The organism is Novosphingobium profundi (assembly GCF_018491765.1).
GTDB lineage: Bacteria > Pseudomonadota > Alphaproteobacteria > Sphingomonadales > Sphingomonadaceae > Novosphingobium > Novosphingobium profundi.
The window spans coordinates 187,045-211,439 of record NZ_JABWCU010000003.1; the positions used below are offsets into that span (position 1 = coordinate 187,045).

Below are 24,395 nucleotides of genomic sequence, written 5' to 3' on the forward strand. Positions count from 1 at the left end.
CAAGCGTGCGCTCGGTACAACGGCCGACCTCATCCGTTGGGCCCATGGGGTTTGCCCGCGCTGATCGCATTGCGGGTATGGATCACGATAGCGAAACCTGTGACGGTCGCAGCGGTTTGGTCGACCGGCGAGGCGGCCGGAGCCTTTGCGCTCGAACGCGCGTCCCGCTATTTGAGCGTAAAGCTGCTGGCCCGCTTCCAGATCCACAACGGCGCGCCAGCAGCCGAATTGCATTTTTCAGGCAGGGGGCAGGTTCAGGAAGAACTCGGCAATCTGTGCGCTGGCGTCGATCTGCTGGCTGGCCAGTCCGACGAAGATCCGTGGTGCGTACTGGGGGCCGCCGGGCCAGGTGTGTCCCCCATTGACGACCGTTAGAAGTTCGACAGGCGCCATGCGAGGGCAGCCTTGAGAGCGCGTGCGGACGATGCGCGTGCGATCAAAGCGGGCGTTCATGGCGAGCGTCTCCGGGCGGACAGGCGCACCACATCCGTTGTGTGCGCGCCAGAAGGCGAGCGTTTCGGTGACCGAAAGGACGTTACCACCTTCACCGCGGCCGCCGAAGTCGGCGACGGAGCCGCCCTCGAAGGGCATGATCGGATCGCGCGTTCCATCGATCTGCAGGACCGCCACCGGCCGGGCCGGATGGCACTTCGGAGTGGTGTCGACCGGGAGCGTGCCCGCGACGGGGGCGATCCCGGAGATTTGTGAGGCGAGGTCGCAACCCAGACGCTCGGCGAATAGAGCGCCGTTGGAGATACCGGTTGCATAGATGCGGCGTGGGTCAACCGCAGACTGCGCCGCGAGTTTCGCGAGGAGCGCCTTCACGAAGCCGACGTCGTCCTGCGGGTTGCGAATTGTCGTGCGGCCATCGTTCCAGTGTTTGTCGATGCCGTCGGGATAGACCGCGATGAAGCCGTGGGTGTCTGCAGTGCGATCGAGATGGGTCAACTTGGCCATCTGCGCGCCTTGCATGCCGCCGCCGTGGAAGGCGAGGATGACCGGAAATCCGCCGGGAGGCGGCGCGGTGTCGGGCTGATGTACGGTGAACGTACGGTCACGCCCCTGAAAGGCTATGTGCTCGACGTGCTCGCGGGCATTAGCGGGGGAGGCCAAGCCTGCGGCGAACAGGAGGGGGAGAGCCACCCTCTTAAAGACTGCACGAAAACGAGAGGTCATGGAATTCTACTCTGGTACGGGTTTCGAATGGTTCGAGGGGCGCGATCAATCGGTCACCATCCGCCGGCAATAGCCTGCAGGACGACGCCGGTCGTCAGCGAGGCGAGCACGAAACTGTCGCCCGCATAGAACCAGCCATAGCCGTATGGAGCGGCTCGAAGCCCATAGACCGAAGGCTCGGCTACGACGTAGCTGCGCATCGCGACGGGAAGGACGACGCCGGCGACGAACGCGCCGGAGGCGAAGCCTGCCGGTACGCGGTAATAGCCATAGCCCGGAGCGAAATAGAAGCCCGGTCGGCGTCCGCGATAGCCGGTGAAGCGAGGGTCCTCATGCCACCAGCCCGCACGGCCGCGATCGGCGAACGGAGGCGGACGATGACTGTGAGGCGCCCCTTCAGGATATCCTCCATGCGAGCCGGAAGACGGCGGCAATGGTCCATGACCGCCATCGGAATGGCCGGATTTCTCGCCATTGGCGCCGCCAGCATGGTCTGGATAGCCTTCGTCGTGATGCGAAGGCCCCGGGGCCTGGTCGCCGTGGCCCGAAGACGGAGGGCCAGGATGGCTCTGGGCGAACGAGGGCACCGGCGTGGTAAGGCCAGCAAGCGTGACAGCGGCTGCGAGCCAGGCGACCGACATTTTGGAATTGGGCATTTGGGAACTCCTTCGTTGCCCTTTCTGGTCGGGCAAGACGACGGAAAATTGCGCCAATTTTAAACGGATTGTGTCATGAGCAAGGGCCCGGGGTAGGCGACAGGGCGCGGCGCAGGCGAAGACACGCGCGAAAGCCGCCCTGACGGCGGTTCTCCAGTTCGAGCCACCCACCAAAGCGATGGGCAAGGGCCTCGACGATGGACAGTCCCAGGCCCACGCCCCCGGTATGGCGCGCGCGCGAGGTCTCGAGGCGCCTGAACGGCGCGGTAAGCGATGCGAGATGCTCTTCGGGCACGCCCGGGCCATCGTCCTCGACGCAGACGAACGCCTCATCCCCCTCGAGGCCCACCGAGACGATAACCGCGCCCTGGCCATAGCGCAGCGCGTTATCCAGCAGGTTCGCCATCATACGCCGAAACGCCAGCCGCGATACATGCGCCCAGGCACCGGCCTCACTGCCGGATCGCGCCACCATCGAAACATTTTCCCCAGCGTCCTTGCGGGCTTCGACGATAGGGGCGAGTTCCTTGGCGACGTCGATGCCGTCGAGCGTGTCCATCTCGTCCGCGTCTTGCGTGTCGGGACGTGCGAAGACGAACACGTCGTCCATCATCTGGCGCATGTCGTCGAGGTCCAGGCGTGCCTTCGTGCGTTGACGGGCATCCTCGATGAAGTCGGTGCGCAATTCGAGCCGGGTCAGATAGGTCCGAAAATCGTGCGCTACGGCGGCCACGATCCGGGTACGCTCATCGAGCGCACGACGGAGGCCTTCGCGCATCGCCCGAAACGCGAGTGCCAGTTCGCGGAATTCCCGCGCGCCGCCGCGTAAGGGCAGCAAGCTTATGTCGTCGCGGCGCACGGCCCGCAGTAAACGGGCGACCGGAACCGTCGACTGGGCGGCGAGCAGGGCGATGATGAGCAGGTCGACCACCAGGATCGCGCCGTTCAACCACTGGCGTCGGCTTAGGAAACGGGCAACCGGCGCGGTCGTATAACGCACGATCTCGACCGCCCGTCCGTTCGCCAGAAGAACGAGAACACGATAGGGTGTGGCCGAATAGATCGGCTGTTGGTCGAGCGCGCTCAGCACGTCGCGCCCATTTGCCTCGATCCAGAACGCGCGCGGGCCCAGAGCTTCGCGATACGGGTTGGACGCCCGCGCGGCTGCGAGATCGCTCCCGTCCCCGGTGTCTGGCATGACCGCGCGTGCTGGCGCCTCGATAATGCGGACGCTTTGCCGGTCGTCGTCGAGGGCTCGTATCAGATCGGGGTAATTCGAAGGGCGAGCCCGTTCGAACGCCAGAACGATTGCTTCCACGCGGTCGGGCGCGGGGAGCATGTAGACCTTGTGGGTGGGAATGAGGTCCTCGCCGGAGAACAGCGCGAGGGTCAGATAAACCAGCAACGCGTGGAGAAAGACGATTGCTCCGATCCGCAGACGCAGGCCATCGAGCTTTAGGCGTGTCAGCATGGTTTGACCCTCGGGGAAAAGACGTAGCCATCACCGCGCACGGTCCGAATGAGCGGTGTGCCTTGTACCGCGCCACCCAGTTTCCGGCGCAGGCGACCGATCTGCACGTCGATGACCCGATCGAGCGGGGTGGCGCCATGGCCGCGCGTCGCGTCGATCAGGAACTCGCGCGAGAGGACGCGCTGGGGGTGACTGGCGAGGACGTGAAGAAGATCGAATTCCCCAGTCGTAAGCGCCACCGCGTGGCCCTCGGGATCGATCAGTTCGTGCGCATCGACCCGCAAGAGCCACCCCTCGAAGGCAAGGCCTGTTCCCACCTCGCCCAACCGGTCGCGCGTCAGTTCGCGCGTGCGGCGCAGGATCGATCGCAGCCGCGCGAGCAATTCGCGCGAGTTGAAGGGTTTGGCCAGATAGTCGTCCGCCCCCAGTTCGAGACCGACAATACGATCGACCGGATCGCTCTTGGCGGTGACGATCAGAATGGGAAGTCCGGGATAGTCGCCTCGAAGCGAGCGGCAGATCGTCAACCCGTCCTCGCCCGGAAGCATCAGGTCGAGGATAAGACAGTCGATGCGTTCGAGAACGCCCTTCGCGGCGAGCTCTTTAGAGGTCTCGAAAACGAGGACCTCGTAGCCTTCGCGTTCGAGCAGCATCGTGACCAGTTCGCGGATCTCGGGGTCGTCCTCGAGAATGGCAACTGTCGCGCGTTCAACATTGTCAGGAGACACCATGGTAAACCGCGGCGCGCTTCAAAGCCCGAGTTCGGAAAGGCCGGGGTGATCGTCCGGTCGGCGTCCCAGGGGCCAGTGGAACTTGCGCTGCGCCTGGGTGATCGGAAGGTCGTTGATGCACGCGTGGCGATGGATCATGAGCCCGTCAGGTGCGAACTCCCAGTTCTCGTTGCCATAGGAGCGAAACCAGCTTCCTGAATCGTCGTGCCATTCGTAGGCGTAACGCACCGCGATGCGGTCCTGCGTGAAGGCCCAGAGCTCCTTGATCAGCCGATAGTCGAGTTCCTTGGCCCACTTGCGGGCGAGGAAAGCCTGCGCTTGCGTGCGCCCCTCCACAAATTCGGTGCGGTTGCGCCAACGCGTGTCGAGACTGTAGGCCAGGGCGACTTTGACCGGATCGCGGCTGTTCCAGCCATCCTCGGCCAGACGGACTTTCCGTATCGCGCTCTCGTGCGTGAAAGGCGGGAGCGGGGGGCGTGATTCTTCGGTGGTGGACATGGGCGTTCCTTGGAAGGTGAAAGGGCCGCGGGTCAGGAGGACACAGGAATGTGCCTGAGAAGTCGCTGGGCACTGCGTGCGGCGGCATCGGCGCCGTGCGTATCACCAAAGACGAGGGCCAGCGAAATGGCGCCGTCAATCAATACGAGAAATTCTTCGGCGATTTCGTCCGGCTGAGCCAGGCCGGTCTCGCGCGTGAGAGTGCACACGTATTCGAACAGCCGGCGTTTGTGCAGCCGCGACACCGCACGAATGGGGTGGGTGGCCGGGCCGATCTCGCCCGCCGCGTTAAGGAACGCGCAGCCGTGGAAGCCGTCCGAAGCGAACCATTCCCGGAGCGCGTCGAAACAGGACAACAGGCGCGCGCGCGGATCGGTGTACCCCGAAGTCGCCGCGATGAACCAGGCCATCCAGCGATCGTCCCGGCGCCGCAGCGCAGCCTCCACCAAAGCCTCCTTGGTTGGATAGTGGCGGTATAAGGTTTTTCGCGCGATGCCCGATTTCCGCACGATCGCATCGACGCCGGTGGCGTGGATGCCCCCTGTGTAGATGAGGTGTTCCGTGGCGTCGAGCAGGGCGCGCTGGGCGGGAAGAAAGTCGCAGGGCATGGGTTCGAGGAGCCGGCAAGGAATGATCGTTTCTCCCCATAGAACGATCGTTCTCGCACTGCAAGAGCTCCGTCTCGAGCGGCCCAGACGGCAAAGTGCCGGGTTGCCTGGACCGCGCCGACTGCCGCTATGGGCCGTTTCGAGCGGTTCGGGCAGTTCAAGCGCGCAGTCCGCAGGCCGTTGGTTGCATGCCGACGAACCGTTTGCGCCGGGGCCTTCTGGTTAAGCCCGTGCGGCGCGTGAACATTTACCAAGTCTGATGCGTCAGCTTCTCAGAGACTTGGTATAATGCTTTCGATCGCGCGCCAGTGCGTGCTGAAACGGATGCCCGTTCTGGATGCGGCCTGCGCGATTGCGACCAAAGGAACACGGGCGCGGCGACGAGAGAGACCGCTGCTCCCGCGAGGGCGGGGCCTGCGCTCCAGGCCGGTACGCCGGGCCCGATGCCGGCAAACACAAAGCCCGCGATGGCGGGAAAGGCGAGTGCCCGCCCAATAAGGTCCAGGCCGCGCGTGTGTTTGGCGGGGCTGGCCGGGCATGGCGCAAGGCTAACCAGATATCCGGCTACCGGCGGCGCATTTCCTCGAAGATCGCGACAGGACGAAAACGCCGTCGGCCTCTCGCGTTACAGGCTCTTGCCGCGCCTGATACGCGATCGTGTCCTGGACGGCGTTTCGCCGAAACGGGCCAGATAATCCTGCGCGAAACGACCTAGGTGATTGAACCCTGAATCCAGGGCAATCGAAGACACCGTATCGCTGCCATTTAATTCCAGGGCTGCGCGTGCCGCATCGAGCCGCACGTCACGCAGATAGCGCATGGGGCTGGTGTCGCGGAATTGCTTGAAGGCATCGAGCAGCGTTCGCGTGGGTACCTCGGATGCCGCCGCAATATCATCCAGCCGGATGGAATTAGCCAAATTGGCGTGGATGAACTCTTCGGCCCGGCGAACACTGCGCGGAACAGCGCCGCGACCAGGTTCTGAATGAACTGCCGTCTCAAGGCCGTCGACAAGGAGCTCGAGAAGCAGGGATTCGTATTCGGCAGCGATCCTGGGCGTCGTGCGCAAGAGTTCGACGGTAAACGGGTCGCGCAACAACGATTCCGTGAGATTAAGCCACGGCCGCAGCTTGGGGGCCGACAAGTCAATCAGGGGACGTAGCGCGGTCGACTTGCCCGGGAGCCGTGCGCGCAGCGTCCTGTCATCGATCCGGAAGACGATTTGCTCGGCATCGTTGCTGAACTCTCCGCGAAACCGCTCGCCTGGCGCGATGCACGTTGCGTGGAGGGCGTTGACCGCAATGTCCTCGCGTCCATTGCGCACACGCGCGCTTCCGGAAAGACACCAGACCAAAAGATGATAGCCGTCGACCTCACCGACATCCACTTCCATGCGACCAAGCCCTATGGTGCCCATCCCCGTGGTGCCGAGCTTGAGATAATCCATGAACAACGGGCTGTCCGGTCGATAGGCTCCACGCGTGAGAGGGTTGAGCGTGTGCGGTTGCATGATGCTCGAAATCCGATCGCGCGCATCCTCGACGTCATGTGTCTCGAACAGACGGCAGCCACGTAACGAATGCTGACCTTTCACCGCCGCCAACGGCTCGAACATGTCCGGCATGAGAGCGCCCCACTTCTAAAACCCTGTGAATCGTGCGTTCTGTGATGTGAGCTGCAACCATGGTCGCGGCGGTGCACGTGCCCGATTCATGTCACAAATTTGATCTGAGTCAATCTGGCCGTTGGTTCCCTGCTTTCGCTTTCGCGCTCACTGGTCAGGTAAACCACTTTCTTGCCAAGAACGGACATTCACCCGCGCGCTTTGCCAAGCGCGGATAGATTCCTTGCCAGCCTCCACCCACGATGGGCTCAGGAAGACAATCACTGGAAGTAACTATGATCGACGAAGTGTTCAATCCACAGGAGCTGGTAAGTACCGATGGCTCCCAGGTTGCTTATGAAGTGTTCAGCTCTCAGGAAATCTACGACCTCGAGCAGGAACGTATCTTTCGTGGGCCGGTGTGGAATTTCCTCGGCCTCGAAGCCGAGATTCCCAATATCGGTGACTTCAAGAGCACCTTCGTGGGCGACACACCGGTCGTCATGACCCGCACCGAAGACGGCGGGCTGGCGGCCTGGGTCAACCGCTGCGCGCATCGCGGCGCTATGGTCTGTCGTGAGCTTCGCGGAAACGCGACATCGCACAATTGCGTCTATCACCAGTGGAGCTTCGACACCAAGGGCAACCTTCTGGGTGTTCCGTTCCGACGCGGCCAGAAGGGGCAGGCCGGCATGCCGCCGGAGTTCAAGCCATCCGAACACAACCTGCATCAGTTGCGCGTCGAAAGCTTTCGCGGCCTCGTCTTTGCCACCTTCAGCGCTGAGACAGTGCCCCTCGAAGAGTACATCGGCACCACCATGGGCGGCTACATCAAGCGCGTCTTTCACAAGCCCGTCGAATACCTGGGCTGCACCCGCCAGTTCGCGAACTCGAACTGGAAATTGTACATGGAAAACGTGAAGGACCCCTACCACGCCAGCCTCCTTCACCTCTTCCACACGACCTTCAACATCTTCCGGGTCGGTATGAAGGCGCACTGCGAAACCGATGAAAACCATGGGCTGCACAGCATCATCATGGCCATCAAGGAAAACCAGGATGCCGAGGCAGGGGCCGACTACAAGGAGCAGAAGATCCGCTCCTATCAGGAAGGTTTCGAACTCGAGGACGACAGTATCCTGGCCCTGATCGAGGAATTCGAGGTCGTCGCGACCAATCACATCCAGCCGATTTTCCCGCAGCTCGTCGTCCAGCAGATCCACAACACCCTGGTCGCACGGCAACTGCTGCCCAAGGGGCCGGACAAGTTCGAGCTGGTCTTCCACTTCTTCGGGTATGCCGACGACACCCCCGAGTTGCGCAAGCTGCGGATCAAGCAAGCCAACCTCGTGGGTGCGGCCGGGTACATTTCGATGGAGGATACCGAAGCCACCGAACTGGTGCAGCGCGGCACCGTCCGGGATGGTGCGGCTCGCTCGTACATCAACATGGCCAAGCATCAGGATGGGCAGACAGACACCCTGATTACCGAAAAGCTCATTCGCTCGTTCTGGACCGGCTATCGCAATCTCATGGGGGAAGTCGCAACGGGAGCGGGCGCATGACCAACCAGAACCTGGCGCTACGGGCCGAACTGATCGCCCTTCAGGACCTCTATATTTCCACGCTCGATTCCGACAGGCTCGAGGCCTGGCCGGATCTGTTCGTCGACGATTGCCTCTACCAGATCATTCCCAAGGAAAATGTCGACCACGGCTTCCCGGCGCCGCTGATCCTTTGCGACAACAAGCGCATGCTGCGCGATCGTGTGATCTCGCTGCGTCACGCCAATATCTTCGCCCCCGTCGTGTACAGGCATTTTTTCTCCGGTCTTGTCTTCGAACAGGACGGCGAGGCCATTCGCATGGAATGCAACTACCTCGTCATCAGCACGAGCCTGGAGGGCGTCTCGACGGTCTACCAGGCCGGCACCTACCGCGACATCGTCGTGCGCATCGATGGTGAACTGCGCTTCAAGGAAAAACACTGTGTCTTTGACACGTCGCGGGTCCAGACGCTTCTCGCGCTGCCGATCTGACCCCGGAGAAATGAAACCATGACCATGTGGTACGCTGTCGCACACGAAAGCGAAATCGAGGACGATACGCCCTTTGCCACCGAGGCAAAGGGAACCCCTCTGGCCCTGTTCAGGATCGGTGGTGCGATTTACGCGCTCTACGACCTGTGCTCGCATGGCGCCGCCAGATTGTCGGACGGGTTCGTTGAGGATGGCTGCGTTGAATGCCCCCTCCATCAGGGCCTGATCGCCATCGCCACCGGCGAACCGCGCTCGGCGCCCATCACCGAGCCGGTCACGGCCTATCCGGTTCGGATCGTCGACGGACAGGTCGAAGTGGAGCTGTGACGTGACCAAGCACCCTTCGCACGAGACCTACGTCATTATCGGCGCCGGCCAGGCTGGCGCCTGGATTGCACGAACCTTGCGGAGTGAGGGATTCGCGGGGCGTATTCTCCTTCTCGGCGAAGAGCCGCATCCCGCTTACGAGCGCCCCCCGCTGTCCAAGGATATCTTGCAGGGGCGAAAGCTCGCACCAGCGGCCTGGCTGATAACCGACGATATTCTCGACGAATTGACCATAGAGATGCGGCTGAACTGCTGCGTCGATCGGGTCGATATCGCGACACAAGAAGTCATCTGCCTCGACGGCTCCGTCGAAGTCTACGACAAGCTCTTTTTTACAACCGGAAGCGCGGCGCGATTACCCCATGGCTTCGACACGAGCGAACGGGCATTTGTGCTGCGCACGCTCGACGACGCAACGGCCATGGCAAAGGCCATGAGCCAGGCGAACAGGGCGGTCGTCGTCGGTGGTGGATGGATCGGCCTGGAAGTCGCCGCCAGCGCGCGCAGTCGTGGTCTGGACGTCACTATCCTCGAGGTGGGCACGCGCCTGTGTGCACGCTCGGTTCCACCCGTGGTCTCACAATGGTTGTACGACCAGCACGTCGACAACGGCGTCGAGATCGTCCTCAACGCCAAAATCAGATCGTACTGCGAGCGCAACGACCAGGTCGAGGTCACCCTCTGCGATGACAGTAGGCTTGATGCCGACATACTGGTCGCCGGAATAGGCAATGTGCCTCTCGACGGGCTCGCGCGCGATGCCGGCATTGCCGTGGACGACGGCATCCTGGTCGACAGCCGGGGCCGGACCTCGATCCCGGGAATCTACGCCGCAGGTGACGTCGCGCGCTTCGACTGCAAATGGGCGGGCCTGCCCACACGTCGCGAATCCTGGGCCAACGCGCAGGAGCAAGCGATCGTCGTGGCCAAGGCTGCGCTTGGTCACGATTGCGAATACGATACGCTGCCCTGGCTGTGGTCCGACCAGTATGGCAAGAATATCCAGATCTGCGGAAATCCCGAGCTGGGCCGCACGGTCCTGACCGATCCGGGCGTGTCCCATGATGCCAGGTGCTGGGCCTTCCTCGATGACACCGGCCGGCTTGTCGGCGCAGTCGCGATCGATGCCCCCCGAGCATTTCGCCCGCTGCGCCGGATGCTGCAGAAAGGCCACACCGATTTTCCCACAGAGGGCTGGATTTAAGAGCCTCAGCCGCCACCATGCGTGCGGTCGGCCGTCGCGAGGTTCGACCGATCCATCTGTCACACACCAAGACCTTAAGGGGACCACATGCTTCGAGGACTTTTCGCGCTTCTGTGCGCCGCGATGACCATCAGTACAGCGAACGCGCAGGACATGCGCGTCAGCCTGCTCGGGACAGGAACGCCCATCCTGAACATCAATCGGTTCGGCATGAGCACGCTTGTCGAAGCGGGTGGGCAGAAATTGCTGTTCGATGCCGGGCGAGGCGTTGCGATCCGCCTGCATCAAAAGCAGGTTCCCCTCTCGAAGATCGATGCCGTCTTCATCACCCATATGCACTCCGATCACCTCACCGGCCTTCCCGATCTATACGCGAGTGCCCCTCTGCCGACAGATGATGGCCGGCGGGCCTCGCCGCTTGAAATCTGGGGTCCGACCGGTGTGACGGAACTTGCCACCGGCATCGAGATGATGTTCACCGAAAACAACCGGATACGCCTGACCGGCGGCGAAACGAACGAATCCGCGCTCAAGATCACCTCGCACCTGTTGCAGGAAGGCGTCGTCTACGACCGAGGCGGGGTCAAGGTAACCGCCTTCCTCGTCAATCACGGCCATGTCAAACCCGCTTACGGCTACCGCGTCGACTACGCCGGGCATTCGGTGGTTCTGTCCGGCGACACCACTCTGGCGCCCAACCTGCTGGAACAGGCCAAAGGCGTCGATATGCTCATCCATTCCGTTGCAATCGGCAGCCGCGAACTGGAAAAGGCCGAACCGGCCTACGTCCATCATTTCTACGAATATCTTGCCAACCCCGAGACTGCGGCAGGCATCCTGGCCAAGACACATCCAAAGCTGGCCGTCTTTTCGCACATCTCTCTCTACAGCAAGGGCAATGTCGCGCGCGCAACCCTTGGCGAACTCGAGAGCCGGATCAAGGCCGCGTACGACGGAACCTTCCTCGTCGGCCAGGATCTCATGTCTTTCGACATCGACGATTCGGGCGTACACCCCGAACCCTACACCCTCGACATGCGCTGGCAGGAACCGGGCCAATGACCGGCGTGTTCGCGCACACAGGGCGGATCTCCAGATCCGCCCTGGCGATCACTTCGGTGCTTGCATGTCTGGCCTCCGGTGCGAGCTACGCCGACGCTGAACCGACCGCGCAATATCGCGAGGTGCGCCCGCCGGGCCGTGCCGGCGCAATCACGCTGCTCGAAAGCCCGGCCCGTGCCGACGATAGCCCCGAAGTGTGGTTCGTGCGCAAGGGCGGGCTGAGCGTGCGCAATGTCCACGCATCGACGTTGACGCCCTATCTGCCCGCCAAGGGCAAGGGCACCGGTGCCGCGATCGTGCTCGCGCCAGGAGGTGCGTTTCGCATGCTCGCCATTGAGGCCGAGGGTGAAAGGGTCGCGAAATGGTTCACGGCCCGCGGCATCGCGGTCTTCGTATTGAAATATCGGCTGCGGGCGACGTCCCGCGATGGATCACGCTTCCTTGCGGAGATGGACAACATCGCCAAGCTGGTCGCTGCCGACCCGCACGCTTCCGAAACGCCCGACTACGCGTTCGAAGACGGGCTCGCGGCACTCCAGGTCGTTCGCGACAATGCGAGGCGTTGGGGAATCGATCCTCGGCGCGTTGGTGTGGCGGGCTTCTCGGCAGGCGCTCGGCTGTCGCGAGACCTCGCGCTGCACGCGCCAGCCGGAAAAGGTCCTGACTTTGCCGCAACGATCTATGGACCGATGATTGCGGTCGACGTACCCGCCAGCGCCCCGCCACTCTTCGCCGCCCTGGCTGTCGATGACCCGGTGTTCGGAAACACCGACTTGGGCATCATCAACAGCTGGCGCCAGGCAAACAAGCCCGTCGAGGCCCACCTCTATCAAAAGGGCGGGCACGGGTTTGGCGCGGGGCGCAAGGGGGAGACGAATGCCTTGTGGATGGAGCAGTTTCATACCTGGCTGGGGATGAACGGGTTCCTTTCCGACACTGTACACGGAATGCATTCTCGCGATCGGGAGCAGGGCTGACCAGGAGATCCTGACGAGCGAGTCGTCATCGCGCGGGCTCGTGAGTTGTCGCCATTTTCGGATTGTCCGGGCTTTGCGCTGCGAAATCCGGATTGCGACGCGCCCAAAAGCTATCGATTGTCGTCACTGCAATCATGAACGCATTAATCGAGAAAAAACAAGGCGGCGCAGATCGCAACTAAAAAAATGGCTCTCACTCAATATCGGGGGGCGCAAAACAGGGATCGGCAAAAATGTATATCTTTAAATCGAAAATCCGTAATCGAATATTTATGACTTCGACCTCGCTTCTGGTCGTGGCCGTACCGGCCTCGTTGGCGCACGCGCAGGAGGCCGAAGGCGGAGAAATCGTCGTTACCGCGCAAAAGCGTGAGGAAAAGCTCGCGCAAGTACCCGTGTCGATGTCCGTCGTCGGGGGAGGAGACCTCGATAAAGCCAACTCGCAGAGCGTGGCGGACATCCTCAACTCGGTCCCGGGCATCGTCGCCACGAACTCGGGTCAACCGGCCAGCCCGAACTTGGCCGTCCGCGGTGTCGCGGCTGCCGGCGCATACAACTCCGGCTCGACGCCGATCGGGTACTATCTCGATTCTGCGCCCTTTGGTTTCGTTCGTACGGCCAGCGTTCCGGATCTCGACGTCTACGATCTCAGCCGCATCGAGGTCCTGCGCGGACCCCAAGGCACGCTTTACGGTGCTGGTTCGCTCAATGGCGTGGTTCGTGTTCTCACCAACGACGCCGATCTCAACGACTTCGCCCTCAAGGGGCGCGTCGCGTTTTCCGAGACCGAGCACGGCAGCGGAAACCTGCGTGGGGACGCTGCCCTCAACGTGCCGATTATCGAAGGAACGCTCGCCGTGCGCGGCGTGGTCAGCTACCAGAACATGGGGGGCTGGATCGACAAGCCGTCACGCAACAACGCCAATGGCTTCGATAGCCGCACCTATCGTTTCAAACTGGGCGCACAGCCCACCGATCGCCTGAGCCTGACCGGGTCGCTCTGGTTGTCACGGCAAAATGCGGATTCGTCCGCGACGTCCGCAAACAACCGCACCAGTCCGCTTCGTGACGTCGAGAACGCGACCTCGAAGTTCGATATCTATGGGCTCAAGGCGGCCTATGAATTCGATCCGGTGACGCTCAGCAGCAGCACAAGCTACATCAAGTACTTCACCGAATCGAACGTTGATCAGATACCCGCCGGCCGTTCCGACGTGCTCAAGTTCCAGTTCCACGCCAAGACATTTTCCGAGGAGCTCAATCTGACCTCGACGTCGGACGGCCCCTGGAAATACACCCTTGGCGGAATCTACCGGGATGCGCGCGATACGCACTTCGCCCAGTTCTATTCGGGCGACGGCACCACCGACAATCCCACTAATCGTTATCCCCAGTTGATCGATTATAGATCGCAATCCTGGGCGACTTTTGGCGAACTTACACGCTACTTCTTCGATAAGAGGCTCGAACTGACCGGCGGCCTTCGCCACTTCGAAGACACGGTCACGATGGACGAAAAGTCGCACATTTCGAACACGCTTCCTTCCTCCTACGTCTACACAAAGAGCAAGTTCAAGGCCACCACACCCCGAGTCATCCTGGCCTGGCATCCCGATCTCGACACGAATTTCTACGCCTCCTATTCTCAGGGGTTCCGCTCGGGCTTCGAACAACTCCCGGCCGTCAAGGCTGCGGCGCCGGATCTTCCGGCCGCGAACCCGGACAAGCTGCGCAATTATGAAATCGGTGCCAAGGGCCGGCTCTTCAACGGCCTGTTCGATTACGACGTGTCCGGCTACTACATCGATTGGAAGGACGTCCAGATGCCCATCCGCGTCACGGTCGACGGTGTTGGCCGTGTGGCCGTGCTCAATGCGGCTTCGGCAAGCGGCCCTGGTGTCGATGTCTCGGCAACCTTGAACCCGCTCTATGGCCTCTCCCTGTCGGGACAGGTCAGCTGGAACGACCTGACCGTTGATGAAGATGTGGCGTCTGGCGGCACCATCCTGTTCGCGAAGGGCGACCGTCTTTCGAATTCATCCAAGTACACCGTCGGACTGTCGGCGCGGTATCGCTTCGATCTTCCAGGCGACTACACGGGCACGTTCCTTGTCGCTGGCAACCGGATCTCGCCGCAAAGCGCGGTCACTCTCAACGGCACAAGACGGGTGGCCGTCTACTCCGACACCATCGATACGGTCCGGGCCAGCTTTACCCTGGATGCTCCCCAGAATTGGAGCTTGCGGGCTTTCGTTGAAAACCTGACGAACGAGAATGGAGCGACATTGGCCAACACCACCTCGCCCATTTACAACGCGCATCTGCGTCCACGGACCTTCGGGCTCGAGCTCTCGTTCCACATGTAAGGCGATCGAGACTTCTCAAAACTCATACTGATCGCGTCCCACCCTCACATCCTGCGATCGACCTGCTGCCGTGCCGTGCGCACGGCAGCAGGTTCTTTTTTTGTGGGAGGAGGGCTGGTTTGCGGTCGCGTCCGGCGAAGGGACCAAGACGCGACTGGAATGGAGGGCTCTGCGCACGCCCAAGTCCAGTCGGTCCGCGCCGACGGGCCTTTTCGACAAGCCTTTCGCGAAGGCTGATGATCGCGGGGAGAAACGTCGCGCCCTGATCCAATCCGTGAAGCGGGCCAGGTCGGACAAGGACCTGCGCCAGCCTCCTGGAAGAGATCAAGGCAGCGCCGTAAGGCGAATGCCCGCACGGGCGGGCACCGGGCTCTATCTCCGCTGCGCTGCGACCAAGCCCCTCATGGGGTCTTGGCGGCTGACGCCGTCACGATCCCTTTCGCAGGTCATCGGCTTGGTAGGCGACACGTCGGCGTGAGCGCGTTGCGCCGTTATCCCTGCTCCATTTCAGGCTTCGCCTAAGGAATCGCGCGTGCCGCGCGATGTGGATCGTGGAGCCAGCAGCATGCCATCACCCCCTTCGCCGCCTCGCAGGGTCCGCGCGTTGCAGAACCGGTTTCGGCCACAACGAGTTGCGTCGCGGCCAAGCTGCGCCAGGCGAAAAGGGGCCGGCGGCGTCTGTTCGACCTGAAGAAGCGCCGGCCCCTTTTCGCCAGGCTTCGCTAAGCCCCTCCCGTGCCTGTTGTGGCCAAGAGCCCGCTCCTGCGCCTTCGGACCTGCGAGGGCGGCTCCGGGTGCGATGACATGCAAGCCGGCCCACGCTCCCTTGTCCGTTCAAGCAGAACCGGCCGCGCGTGCGGCCGGTGCGTCTTTGCCGTTGGTGGGCCGCTGGCGCGGCCGTTCGATGCTCAGGCTCACCAAATACGATGGATTTTTGTCAAGAAAACAACACGATAGCAGTCTTATGGGGCTGGTGTAGAGTTCTCTTGTGGCCGGGAAAAAGAAGCGGTCCACATGCAAGAGAAAGGATGAAGTCATGAAGATCGGTAGCTTCAAGTTCGACGAACGCGCAAGCGACATCATTGGCAAGATCGCCACGCGCGAGATGCGTTTTCCCTATCTCATCATGCGCCGCGTCGAAGATCGACAGAGCGACAGCGCCCCCGTCTATGAAATCTACGAAACCAACCGGGCAGGCGACGAAATCCAGATCGGTGTCGTCTGGGAACGCAAGATGCGCTCCAATGACGAGATTTTCCTGTCCGGCATGGTCGATGATCCCAGCTTTCGCGAGCCATTGCCCATCGCCCTGTTCGGGGACGAGACGAGCGGCTTCGACGTCCAGTGGCGGCGCGAACGCGAGCGCGAAGGGCAGGGCGGCAACTACGGCGGGCGCTCGGGTGGCGGCTATCGCTCCGGGGGCTTTGGCGTGCGCACCAGCGGTGGCTTCTCCGGTGGCAGCACCGCAGGGCCGGGCGGCGAATATACCGGCAATGGGGGCGGACTGGACGATGAAATCCCGTTCTGAGCCAAGCCACTGAGACGGGCCGGGGGAGCGCTGCAACGCTTCCCCGGTCCTCAACCGTCAACCTTCATAAGGAGTGCGTCCCATGAGCAAGCCAACGGCCTTGGCCAGCAATAGCAGCTTTGACGACCTGCCGGAACTCTACGAGCAACTTACCGCCACCCCCGACTTTATCGCCTCGTTCGGCGATCCTCTCCCGCTCACCATCGTGGAAGCAGGTGAGGAACCGGGGGAATTTCTGATGCCCGATCCGCTGGCCGCACAAGCCGAATGCGGCGGCATCATCGCCGCGATTTTCGACCTTCTGACCGACACCCGACTGGAACCGCTCGCCACCGAAATCGCATGGGGCTTCGTCAACAGCTTCCATTTCGTGGCCAGCAAACTGGAAGGCCGCGAGGACAGGCTGGCCGATACCCTGCGCGACATGGCCCGTCGTCTGGAACCGGGCGAGGTGTTCAACAAGGAACTGGAGGACACCCAGCTTGAATGCCAGTCGGTTGCCGAGCAGCGCGCCGCCATGGAAGCCATGCGCGACTATGCCGCCGCCATGTTCCGCGCCTGTACCGGCCGACCGTGGTCCCCCGCCAAGGGATCGCGGGCGTCCCACGTCACCACCGCAAGTCAGATCGCCGTTCTCGACTTCCTGCGCGCGAGGTCTGAACGGCGGCGCGAGCGCTACGACCCGCAAGGCCCCATCGTCGTCGTCTCCGGTCCCAAAGACTGGCACGACTGGCGCATAATCTGGGCCCGGCTCGACCAGATCAGGACGCGCATTCCCCATATGGTGCTTGTCACTACAGGGCAGCGCCTTGGCGTGGACGCCGCTGCCGCCGCTTGGGCCGAACAGCGCGGGGTGGTCTGCATCGCCTTCGGCCTCCACGGGCACGGCAACGGCAAAGCCTTCAAGCGCAATCGCTCGATTGCCGAACTGCAGCCGGTTGAGGCGTTGCTATGCGAAGGCTCCGGCATCCAAGCGAGCCTTTACGACCTGTTCAACCCAAGCCACGGTCGCCGCGTCCCCACCCATGTCTTCCTGAAAACCGATCAGGAACCCACCGCGCCCATCCGGCGCAAGCGCCGCGTGATCACCGCCTGACCCGCCACCCGGCGCGAAGGCAAAGGGAACCGGAGCGGCCCGCCGCCCCGGTTCCTTCTCGCTCATTCCGCCGGGCCGCTCTGTTGTCCCGGGTGAACGTCGCCGGTCTTGCCACGCGGCGACGTGCGGGTCTTTGCAGGGGGAGCTAGAGACTTTGCCCCGTCGCCAAGGATAGGCAGCGCCTTCAAGGCGGCTAGCGCAGCGACGCCGCCAACCCGGATCGCCTGGCCCAGCACATCGCGGAACTCGCGTTCGCTCAAGTGCTCTACCGGCAATTGCGCGACGAGCTTCCCATAATGCGCGCGCACCGTGCGTCGGACCGTTTCCGCTTCGCTGGCAAGTCTGCGCTGGTCGGCCTCGATCTTCGCCAACCGTTCCCGCTCACTCATCTTGGGCATTGTCATCGACTCCTTGCTGCAAGGAGGTCTGTCCGCCAGCGCCGATTATTCCCCAAGCAGCGCCGCCGTGCAATGCCCCCAGCCCCTGAACAGGAAGGGTTTACAGCCGCACGTAGCCCCCAGCCGAAAAAGCCGCCCCGAACCAAAATCGGCAGGCGCAGCGGGCAAGCGCGCTGCGGAAGGCCGGACGCACGCCGGAGGCGGATGTAATGCACCCCACGCACGGGTGCTGCGGGCGCGAATCGCCAGGGTTTTTGCGGCTTTGCGCCGGCGCAGCGTGGCAGCCGCTTTGGCACTGAGCGGCTCCCGCCGGCAGCCGCGACGTAATCCGGCATCGACTACAACATTGATCCGGCTTGGCAACTTCCGGCTGCCACCGGCAGTTTTCATAAATAGTTGAGATCGCCAAGTAATTTTGCTAAAAAAATGCTGCTTCACCACGTTTCTGGCGTGTCGGACAAGGAGTCCGCCACGTGGCACGCATCACCATCCGCATAGATGACGACCTCTATGCACGCCTCACCGTGCAGGCGCGCAGTGCAGGTCTGGGCGCCGCGACTTATTGTCGCGACATACTCGAACGCTTCGAGGGAACCGATCCATCGGGCTATCATGCCCGCTTCGATGAGGTCCACGCGACCCTCATCCAGGCCTTCGCCATTCTCGCCACATCGGTCGGCGAGCGGTCGCCCGACATCCTCCAGAAGGGATTGGCCGAGGCACGGCGGCTTCTCCACGAACGGGGCCTCCTCGACGGCGCGGAGGACCGGTCATGAGCATCTTTCGCCACGATACGCTCGGCTCCTGGACGAGGGGCGGGCAGGCCATCGTTCACAATGTGCGCATGACCACGCAGGTCTTCTTCCAGACCCTGCTCGCGGGACTGGCAATCTGGATCGGCGGCACCCTCTGGTATGCGCTGGAGAAGTCGTCCGCTTTTGAACGCTTCGTACTCATGAAGCTGGGCCAGGCGACCCTGATGGGGGACGCGGTGCCGGGGAACGTCACCCCCATATTGTTCAAGACGCCGCAGGGTCAGCAATATTGGACCAGCCCCAGGGCGCTGATCGATTCCGGCCTTGCTCATAAGACACTCCACGCCTTTGAGGTCTATCTCATCCATGGTGCGGCGCTCTCCGGCCTGTTCGCCCTGGTCACGCTCGGATGGGCCTGGTTTTACTTCACCCGCACGGGAAAGGGCCTCGGCTCCAACCAGTTCCTGCGCGGGGCCCGGTTCGGAACCGCGCGGCAGGTCCGCAGGGCGCTGTGGCGCAGCTCCAAAGGCAGCTTCGACATTGGCGGGGTCAATGTGCCCGATGCCTTCGAGCCGGAGCATATCCTCATCTGCGGGGCCCCGGGTACCGGCAAGACCAATATCATCGTCAAGATGCTCGACGGGATCCGCAAGCGGCGTCGGCGCGCCATTGTCTACGATACGGCGGGCACTTTCGTTGAGAAGTTCTACCGACCGGGGATCGATGTCCTGCTCAACCCGCTCGATGCGCGGGCGGATTGCTGGTCGCCCTGGGTCGATGTGCCGCGCGACTATCATTACGACCAGATCGCCGAGTCCACCATTCCTGACAAGGCAGGAGATCCCTTCTGGGCGAAGGCCGCACGCGGCACGCTCGTCGCCGTCATGAGGAAGCTTGCACGGCAGGAACGCACCTTGGTCTCGATCCTGCTCGACACCTTGCTGCGCTCCCGGTTGAAGGATCTGGCGGCCTTTGCGGCGGGTACCGATGCGGCGGCCTTCATCTCGACCGAGGGGGAGCGGACCAGCGCGGGAATTCAGGCCGAGCTTGCCTCCGTGATGCGAAGCTTCTCCTATCTCGACGATACCGCCGATGGCTTCTCGATCCGTGACTGGGTCGCCAACGAAAGAGATGACAGTTGGCTCTTCATCACCGTTAAGGCGGATCAGCTTCCCTCACTGCGTCCCCTGATCACGGTGTGGCTCGACATTGCGATCAGCGCGATCATGAGCATGACGCCCGATCGCAATCGGCGCCTCTATTGCGTGATCGATGAACTGCCCACACTCCAGCGCCTGCCGTCACTTGGCGACTTCCTCGCCCGTGCGCGCAAATATGGCGGTTGCGGCATCCTCGGGTTTCAGAGCTACCCGCAGCTCGAAGCGACGTACGGTATCCAGGATGCCGCGGCCATCACCGGCTACTGCTCGACTTGGGTGGCTCTACGAGCAAACGACACCCCCACCGCGAAGCATGTCAGCGAAAACCTGGGACAGGTCGAGCAGGTCGAGGCCAACGAGGGCATGTCCTATGGCGTGAATGATATGCGCGACGGTGTGAACCTCTCGCGCATGCAGGTGACCCGGCCCCTGGTCATGCATACCGAGGTTACCAACCTGCCAAACCTCACCGGCTATCTGCGGTTTGGGCGCAACCTGCCTGTGGTTCGTTTTGAGGACGGGTACAACAAGGTGGTATCCATTGCCGAAGCGTTCGAGGAGCGGACGGGAACGCCCCTTCGAATGATCGTTTCCGCAGAGCCATCGCCGCCTGCGGCACCGGTACCTGCAACACCTGAAAGGCCGAAGGCCACGCCTCCCAGGCGGCGGCGCACCGCTCCCAAGGCCAAGGAGGCGGAGCTGCCGCTTCTTACGCCAGCGGAGAACCAAGCCTCTGACGATCGTACTGCGGATAAGGACCCGACGTCAGGCTCCGACGCGCCGGAGAAGGATGGAAAGTCGCCAAGCGTACCGCCGCCCCTCGAGCTCTATGGCAAGCCTGCGGGCTTCCGACTGAAGCAGCATGGCCGCCGTGACGGTGCGCGCAACAGCTCGAGGCCAGCATGATCAATCCGATCCGCCTCAAGGGGAAGCCCGGAAACATTGCCCGCTACTATACGGTCGGCGATTACTACACCAAGGGCGCCACCGAGCCTTCGGAATGGGGCGGCAAGATTGCCGCCGAACTCGGGCTGGAGGGCAAGGTCGACCCTGCCGTCTTCAAGGATCTGCTCGCCGGCAGGATCGGTGATCAGCAGCTTGGACGGCGCCGCGCCAATGGCGAGGTTCAGCATCATCCAGGATGGGACTTTGCGGTCAACGCGCCCAAGTCGGTATCAATCATGGCGTTGGTCGCGGGCGACGAGCGGATCATTGCCGCGCATGAACAAGCTGTCACCGCCGCGCTGTCCTATCTCGAAGAACATGCGCACATGCGCCATCGCGTCGATGGCGAAGTGACCGAGAGGACAACCGGGCGTCTGGTCTGGGCACGCTTCACAGAGCATGCCTCGCGCGAACTCGATCCCCATCTTCACACCCATGTGGTCGTGATGAACATCACCGACGAGCAGGACGGAGCAAAGAAGGTCAGCCTTGAGACGCGCGCCATGTTCGCCGAACAGATGGCGGCCGGGCAGGTCTATCGCAATGAACTGGCCCATCTCCTCTGGGAGCGCGGGTATGAAGTGGAGTTCGATCCCCGGCGCGGGCTGTTCGAGATTACCGGAGTTCCCAAAGACCTGATCGCGCAAATGTCCCAGCGCGCCGAGCAGATTGATGCCCACGCGAAGGAAAACGGCCTGAACGGGCAGGCCGCGCGCCAGCAGGCGTTCTATGCGACGCGTGGTCCAAAACAGAAAGCCACGCTGGACGATCTACACCGGCAATGGGGCGATCGGCTGGGCAAGTTTGCCGACGCGGTAAAGGGCACGCGCGTTGAGGCCGAGAAGATCGGCGAGCGTGCAGTTGCTGTCGATGCGCAAACGGCGGCCCGCGCCATGCTGTTCGGCCTGCGGCAATCGGAAGGCAAGGAGGCCGTCAACAATCTTGGGCGGTTGTTGCAAACGGCGCTGGCCTCGCATGTTGGCGAGGTGCGGCTTGCTGACGTCCGTCCTCTGGTCGAGGAGCATCAGGCGCGGGAAAAGCTTCTGGGAACGCGGTACCCTACAGGCGACGAGGTGCATACACGCGGGCGGACATCGCGAAAGACCGCTCGCCTCGAACTGGCGCTATCAGACCATCTGGCACTTGCGCTTGACGATGCCAGCCCGCTCGCCGGCATCGAGGCGCTGCGCGACGCCGGGATCGCCCACAGTCTCACGCGTGAACAGAGAGGTGCGCTCGTTCATATCGGCCTCACTGATCACCGGGTGGTTGCGGTGCATGGCGTCGCCGGTTCCGGTAAATCCACTATTATCGGTGCGCTGCGTGAAGCGACAGGCGAGGGGGCTACTCTCATTGCCCTTGCGCCGACATCCTCTGCCGCGGCGGAACTGGGACACAAAGCCGCTATCGAATCGCGCACAGTGGCAAGCTTGCTCGCCACCGGCGGCGCCAGGCTCGATGACACTCATGTCCTCGTCGTTGACGAGGCGGGCCAGCTGGGGAACCGTCAGGCCCTCCGCCTGCTTGAGATCAGCCGGGCAACTGGTGCACGGCTCATCCTGCTTGGCGACACCCGGCAAACCGGCGCAATCGAGCAGGGCAAACCTTTCTGGTTGATGATGCGCCTCGGGATGCCCAGAGCCGAGCTCAAGGAGCCGGTCCGGCAGGAGACCGACAAGATGACGCAGGCCGTGCGACTGGCGCGCCTTCAGAATTATGACGGCTCACTTGGCGCACTGGACAAGGTCACCACCGGGGACGCGAGCGAGAAGTTGGCCGCCGCGCTGGTTGCGGACTGGACAAGGCTCAGCCCGGAAAAGCGCGCGAAGACCAACATATTGGTGCTGGAAAACGCCACGCGGCTAATCGTCAACACCAAGGTCCGCGAAGCGATGAAGGCCGAAGGCAGCCTTGCGGCCGAGGAAGTCCGGCTTTCGATCCTGTCGCCTTCGGGCATGACCGATCAGGAAAAGCACTTCGCGCGCTTTTATGCGCGCGGGCAAGTCGTGGTTTTCGCCCGTGACAATGCGGGGCTGGGGATAGCCAGGGACGCCGAATACAAGGTCGTCGGCACCGGGCGTGATGCGCGGGGGCGCCCGACGGTCGATCTGGTCGATGAGCACGGGCGGATCATTCATTGGGATCCGCGCCTTGGCCGCGCGTCGCAGCTCAATGTCTTTCTGGACGAGAAGCGCGACCTTGCCGCAGGCGACCGCATCCAGTGGCGGCTGGTCAACAAGGAACTGGGTCTCAAGAACGCCGAGCGCGGCAGTGTGGAGCGAATGGAGGGCACGGTTGCGACCATCGTCTGGGACCGCGATGGTCGGCGTCAGCAGGTTGATCTCTCCCGGCACAAGAACTGGGATCATGGCTATGGCGAAACCGTCTATTCGGCCCAGTCCAAAACCTATGACCGGGTCTATGTACTGGCGCCGGTGAACTCGCCGCTGGTAACCGGTCAGAATTACTACACCGCCATCACTCGTGCCCGGTTCGGCGTGAAACTCTGGACAGAGGACCGTGACCGCCTGGTCGAAAAGCTCAAGCAGCGATCGGGTGAGAAGACCTCAGCGCTTCAAGGATTGGGCAGGATCGAGCGTGACAGCGTCCAGGGGCGGTCGGCACGGCAATCAGAGCGATGGGGCCGACTTCGAGAAGAGCAGCGCCAAGATCGTGCGGTGCGTAAAGAGCGTATGGCAGCCCGCTCCAGGTCGCAGGATATCAGGACGCCCGATGGATTGGCGCTGCGTATTGCAGGCCGGGCGCAATCCGCTGCGTCCTTTCTGGACCGTTGGCTCATCACGCTGCTCGATCGAAGTCAGAGACGAGACGAATCAGCGCGCCCAGAAGAGAATGCTTCGCAACCAGTTCGCACTTCCCGCCAGAACTCTGCTAAGCGGCAAGGAGGTGACCATGAACGCTAAGTGCAGTCTGGCTCTCGTTGCCAGCTTTAGCTGCGTGCTTTGGATTGATGTGTGTTGCTGGTCGACGCCTGTGTTGGCTCGAAGAGCGGCGGACGAAGCACAAGAAGCCATCATCGGTCGATGCATTCATGAAGCGGCAGGCGGGCAGCTCTGGTTGGAACGGACGTTATGGGGCTTGCGCGATCAGGAAGCGGGATGGATTGGTGCAGAAATCGCGAACGCGAACGGGACCCACGATCTTGGGCCACTGCAAATCAACAGCTTCTGGATAAAGCCTCTCGCGCGACTGACGCAGCGTCCTCCTGACAAAGTCCGCCAGTGGCTGACTGGTGACGCCTGTTTCAATGTGCAGGCGGCCAGATGGATTTTCTTGGCTGGTTTACGGACGAGCAAGACCTACTGGCAGGCGGTCGGAGCTTATCACAGCCCAACATCTTCGCGCCAGGCCAAATATGCCGATGCGGTGGCGCGCAAGCTGAGGAAGCGCTTCGGCATCGAGGTCTTTCCTGTGACCAGCGATCAGCCCCTCTCTCGAGAAGAACTGTGATGGACGGTATCCACTGGACAAATGCTCATGCTTGAGCGTTCGCAATTTGGTCAAAGCCCCAATCCGGGAGGCAATTCGGGTTTTGTCACGGCGGATGAGTTCGCCCAGTTGGCACGCCTCTCACGTCGTCAGATCGACAGACTTCGAAAATGTCGACCTGCCGGTTTCCCCCGTGAATACGAGTTGGGCAGTGGCCTTAGTAAATACCGAAGGTGTCCTCGATTTCGCCTGAGCGAGGTCGAGGCATGGCTGGAATCCCGCGCGCTTTGGTGAGTTAGTATGTACTGCACGATCGCAAAAGTAGGAAAAGGGGGGGCTCCGCGGC

21 protein-coding genes are annotated in these 24,395 nt (G+C 62.4%); 13 read left to right on the forward strand and 8 right to left on the reverse strand.

Annotated elements, in window-relative coordinates; genetic code table 11:
• Positions 1-237: 237 nt before the first annotated feature.
• The 7 genes from HT136_RS03420 to HT136_RS03450 all read right to left on the reverse strand — a co-directional run bounded on the left by HT136_RS03420 (position 238) and on the right by HT136_RS03450 (position 6,764).
• Entirely contained in the window at positions 238-1,176 is a 939-nt protein-coding gene (locus HT136_RS03420; RefSeq protein ID WP_214197844.1) for a CE1 family esterase, read from the reverse strand.
• Between the two features lie 53 nt (positions 1,177-1,229).
• Positions 1,230-1,832: an RcnB family protein gene (locus tag HT136_RS03425; RefSeq protein WP_214197846.1), complete on the reverse strand. Its 603-nt coding sequence runs from the start codon at positions 1,830-1,832 to the stop codon at positions 1,230-1,232.
• Between the two features lie 73 nt (positions 1,833-1,905).
• Positions 1,906-3,303, reverse strand: a complete 1,398-nt coding sequence (locus HT136_RS03430; protein WP_214197848.1) for an ATP-binding protein — start codon at positions 3,301-3,303, stop codon at positions 1,906-1,908.
• On the reverse strand, positions 3,297-4,034 hold the full coding sequence (locus tag HT136_RS03435; RefSeq protein WP_214197850.1) for a response regulator: 738 nt from the start codon (positions 4,032-4,034) through the stop codon (positions 3,297-3,299). The genes HT136_RS03430 and HT136_RS03435 overlap by 7 nt, the downstream gene beginning before the upstream one ends.
• Before the next feature lie 18 nt (positions 4,035-4,052).
• Complete coding sequence (locus HT136_RS03440; protein WP_214197852.1) at positions 4,053-4,532, reverse strand: nuclear transport factor 2 family protein; 480 nt, start codon at positions 4,530-4,532, stop codon at positions 4,053-4,055.
• A gap of 32 nt (positions 4,533-4,564) precedes the next feature.
• Entirely contained in the window at positions 4,565-5,140 is a 576-nt protein-coding gene (locus HT136_RS03445) for a TetR/AcrR family transcriptional regulator (protein WP_214197854.1), read from the reverse strand.
• A 625-nt stretch (positions 5,141-5,765) separates the two neighbouring features.
• Entirely contained in the window at positions 5,766-6,764 is a 999-nt protein-coding gene (locus tag HT136_RS03450) for an AraC-like ligand-binding domain-containing protein (RefSeq protein WP_214197856.1), read from the reverse strand.
• Between the two features lie 275 nt (positions 6,765-7,039).
• Between HT136_RS03450 and andAc the strand changes: the two genes are divergently transcribed.
• The 9 genes from andAc (at position 7,040) to HT136_RS03495 (ending at position 17,341) form a co-directional block, all read left to right on the forward strand.
• Positions 7,040-8,308: an anthranilate 1,2-dioxygenase large subunit AndAc gene (gene andAc, locus HT136_RS03455; protein WP_214197858.1), complete on the forward strand. Its 1,269-nt coding sequence runs from the start codon at positions 7,040-7,042 to the stop codon at positions 8,306-8,308.
• The gene (andAd, locus tag HT136_RS03460) at positions 8,305-8,781 is read left to right on the forward strand and encodes an anthranilate 1,2-dioxygenase small subunit AndAd (protein ID WP_214197860.1); all 477 of its coding nucleotides are present in this window, start codon (positions 8,305-8,307) and stop codon (positions 8,779-8,781) included. Before andAc ends, andAd begins: the two co-directional genes overlap by 4 nt.
• 18 nt (positions 8,782-8,799) lie before the next feature.
• Entirely contained in the window at positions 8,800-9,108 is a 309-nt protein-coding gene (gene andAb, locus HT136_RS03465; protein WP_214197862.1) for an anthranilate 1,2-dioxygenase ferredoxin subunit AndAb, read from the forward strand.
• 1 nt (position 9,109) lies between these two features.
• Complete coding sequence (locus HT136_RS03470) at positions 9,110-10,312, forward strand: NAD(P)/FAD-dependent oxidoreductase (RefSeq protein ID WP_214197864.1); 1,203 nt, start codon at positions 9,110-9,112, stop codon at positions 10,310-10,312.
• An 87-nt stretch (positions 10,313-10,399) separates the two neighbouring features.
• On the forward strand, positions 10,400-11,374 hold the full coding sequence (locus tag HT136_RS03475; protein ID WP_214197866.1) for an MBL fold metallo-hydrolase: 975 nt from the start codon (positions 10,400-10,402) through the stop codon (positions 11,372-11,374).
• Positions 11,371-12,351 carry an alpha/beta hydrolase gene (locus tag HT136_RS03480; protein ID WP_214197868.1) on the forward strand — a complete coding sequence of 327 codons (981 nt, stop codon included), beginning with the start codon at positions 11,371-11,373 and terminating at the stop codon, positions 12,349-12,351. Before HT136_RS03475 ends, HT136_RS03480 begins: the two co-directional genes overlap by 4 nt.
• Before the next feature lie 233 nt (positions 12,352-12,584).
• Entirely contained in the window at positions 12,585-14,717 is a 2,133-nt protein-coding gene (locus tag HT136_RS03485) for a TonB-dependent receptor (RefSeq protein ID WP_214197870.1), read from the forward strand.
• 1,036 nt (positions 14,718-15,753) lie between these two features.
• Positions 15,754-16,245: a DUF736 domain-containing protein gene (locus tag HT136_RS03490; protein WP_214197872.1), complete on the forward strand. Its 492-nt coding sequence runs from the start codon at positions 15,754-15,756 to the stop codon at positions 16,243-16,245.
• 82 nt (positions 16,246-16,327) lie between these two features.
• On the forward strand, positions 16,328-17,341 hold the full coding sequence (locus tag HT136_RS03495) for a DUF2493 domain-containing protein (RefSeq protein ID WP_214197874.1): 1,014 nt from the start codon (positions 16,328-16,330) through the stop codon (positions 17,339-17,341).
• Between the two features lie 62 nt (positions 17,342-17,403).
• Here HT136_RS03495 and HT136_RS03500 read toward each other — a convergent pair whose 3' ends face one another.
• Positions 17,404-17,739 (reverse strand): hypothetical protein, encoded by a 336-nt coding sequence (locus HT136_RS03500; RefSeq protein ID WP_246543311.1) that lies wholly within the window; start codon positions 17,737-17,739, stop codon positions 17,404-17,406.
• A gap of 473 nt (positions 17,740-18,212) precedes the next feature.
• Between HT136_RS03500 and HT136_RS03505 the strand changes: the two genes are divergently transcribed.
• The 4 genes from HT136_RS03505 to HT136_RS03520 are packed head-to-tail and all read left to right on the forward strand — an operon-like array spanning position 18,213 to position 24,070.
• Positions 18,213-18,515 (forward strand): hypothetical protein, encoded by a 303-nt coding sequence (locus HT136_RS03505; protein WP_214197884.1) that lies wholly within the window; start codon positions 18,213-18,215, stop codon positions 18,513-18,515.
• The gene (locus HT136_RS03510; RefSeq protein WP_214197885.1) at positions 18,512-20,560 is read left to right on the forward strand and encodes a type IV secretion system DNA-binding domain-containing protein; all 2,049 of its coding nucleotides are present in this window, start codon (positions 18,512-18,514) and stop codon (positions 20,558-20,560) included. The genes HT136_RS03505 and HT136_RS03510 overlap by 4 nt, the downstream gene beginning before the upstream one ends.
• Positions 20,557-23,523: a MobF family relaxase gene (mobF, locus tag HT136_RS03515; RefSeq protein ID WP_214197887.1), complete on the forward strand. Its 2,967-nt coding sequence runs from the start codon at positions 20,557-20,559 to the stop codon at positions 23,521-23,523. The genes HT136_RS03510 and mobF overlap by 4 nt, the downstream gene beginning before the upstream one ends.
• On the forward strand, positions 23,513-24,070 hold the full coding sequence (locus HT136_RS03520; RefSeq protein ID WP_246543312.1) for a lytic transglycosylase domain-containing protein: 558 nt from the start codon (positions 23,513-23,515) through the stop codon (positions 24,068-24,070). The genes mobF and HT136_RS03520 overlap by 11 nt, the downstream gene beginning before the upstream one ends.
• Positions 24,071-24,395: the final 325 nt, after the last annotated feature.

What these genes read in the sequence shown, in the direction of transcription:
- HT136_RS03430 (WP_214197848.1), bottom strand. Translation starts at nt 3,303, where the DNA reads ATGCTGACACGCCTAAAGCTCGATGGCCTGCGTCTGCGGATCGGAGCA.
- andAc (WP_214197858.1), top strand. Translation starts at nt 7,040, where the DNA reads ATGATCGACGAAGTGTTCAATCCACAGGAGCTGGTAAGTACCGATGGC.
- HT136_RS03445 (WP_214197854.1), bottom strand. Translation starts at nt 5,140, where the DNA reads ATGCCCTGCGACTTTCTTCCCGCCCAGCGCGCCCTGCTCGACGCCACG.
- HT136_RS03450 (WP_214197856.1), bottom strand. Translation starts at nt 6,764, where the DNA reads ATGCCGGACATGTTCGAGCCGTTGGCGGCGGTGAAAGGTCAGCATTCG.
- HT136_RS03490 (WP_214197872.1), top strand. Translation starts at nt 15,754, where the DNA reads ATGAAGATCGGTAGCTTCAAGTTCGACGAACGCGCAAGCGACATCATT.
- HT136_RS03510 (WP_214197885.1), top strand. Translation starts at nt 18,512, where the DNA reads ATGAGCATCTTTCGCCACGATACGCTCGGCTCCTGGACGAGGGGCGGG.
- HT136_RS03440 (WP_214197852.1), bottom strand. Translation starts at nt 4,532, where the DNA reads ATGTCCACCACCGAAGAATCACGCCCCCCGCTCCCGCCTTTCACGCAC.
- HT136_RS03485 (WP_214197870.1), top strand. Translation starts at nt 12,585, where the DNA reads ATGTATATCTTTAAATCGAAAATCCGTAATCGAATATTTATGACTTCG.
- HT136_RS03500 (WP_246543311.1), bottom strand. Translation starts at nt 17,739, where the DNA reads ATGCCCAAGATGAGTGAGCGGGAACGGTTGGCGAAGATCGAGGCCGAC.
- HT136_RS03495 (WP_214197874.1), top strand. Translation starts at nt 16,328, where the DNA reads ATGAGCAAGCCAACGGCCTTGGCCAGCAATAGCAGCTTTGACGACCTG.
- HT136_RS03425 (WP_214197846.1), bottom strand. Translation starts at nt 1,832, where the DNA reads ATGCCCAATTCCAAAATGTCGGTCGCCTGGCTCGCAGCCGCTGTCACG.
- mobF (WP_214197887.1), top strand. Translation starts at nt 20,557, where the DNA reads ATGATCAATCCGATCCGCCTCAAGGGGAAGCCCGGAAACATTGCCCGC.
- andAd (WP_214197860.1), top strand. Translation starts at nt 8,305, where the DNA reads ATGACCAACCAGAACCTGGCGCTACGGGCCGAACTGATCGCCCTTCAG.
- HT136_RS03435 (WP_214197850.1), bottom strand. Translation starts at nt 4,034, where the DNA reads ATGGTGTCTCCTGACAATGTTGAACGCGCGACAGTTGCCATTCTCGAG.
- HT136_RS03520 (WP_246543312.1), top strand. Translation starts at nt 23,513, where the DNA reads ATGAACGCTAAGTGCAGTCTGGCTCTCGTTGCCAGCTTTAGCTGCGTG.
- andAb (WP_214197862.1), top strand. Translation starts at nt 8,800, where the DNA reads ATGACCATGTGGTACGCTGTCGCACACGAAAGCGAAATCGAGGACGAT.
- HT136_RS03420 (WP_214197844.1), bottom strand. Translation starts at nt 1,176, where the DNA reads ATGACCTCTCGTTTTCGTGCAGTCTTTAAGAGGGTGGCTCTCCCCCTC.
- HT136_RS03475 (WP_214197866.1), top strand. Translation starts at nt 10,400, where the DNA reads ATGCTTCGAGGACTTTTCGCGCTTCTGTGCGCCGCGATGACCATCAGT.
- HT136_RS03480 (WP_214197868.1), top strand. Translation starts at nt 11,371, where the DNA reads ATGACCGGCGTGTTCGCGCACACAGGGCGGATCTCCAGATCCGCCCTG.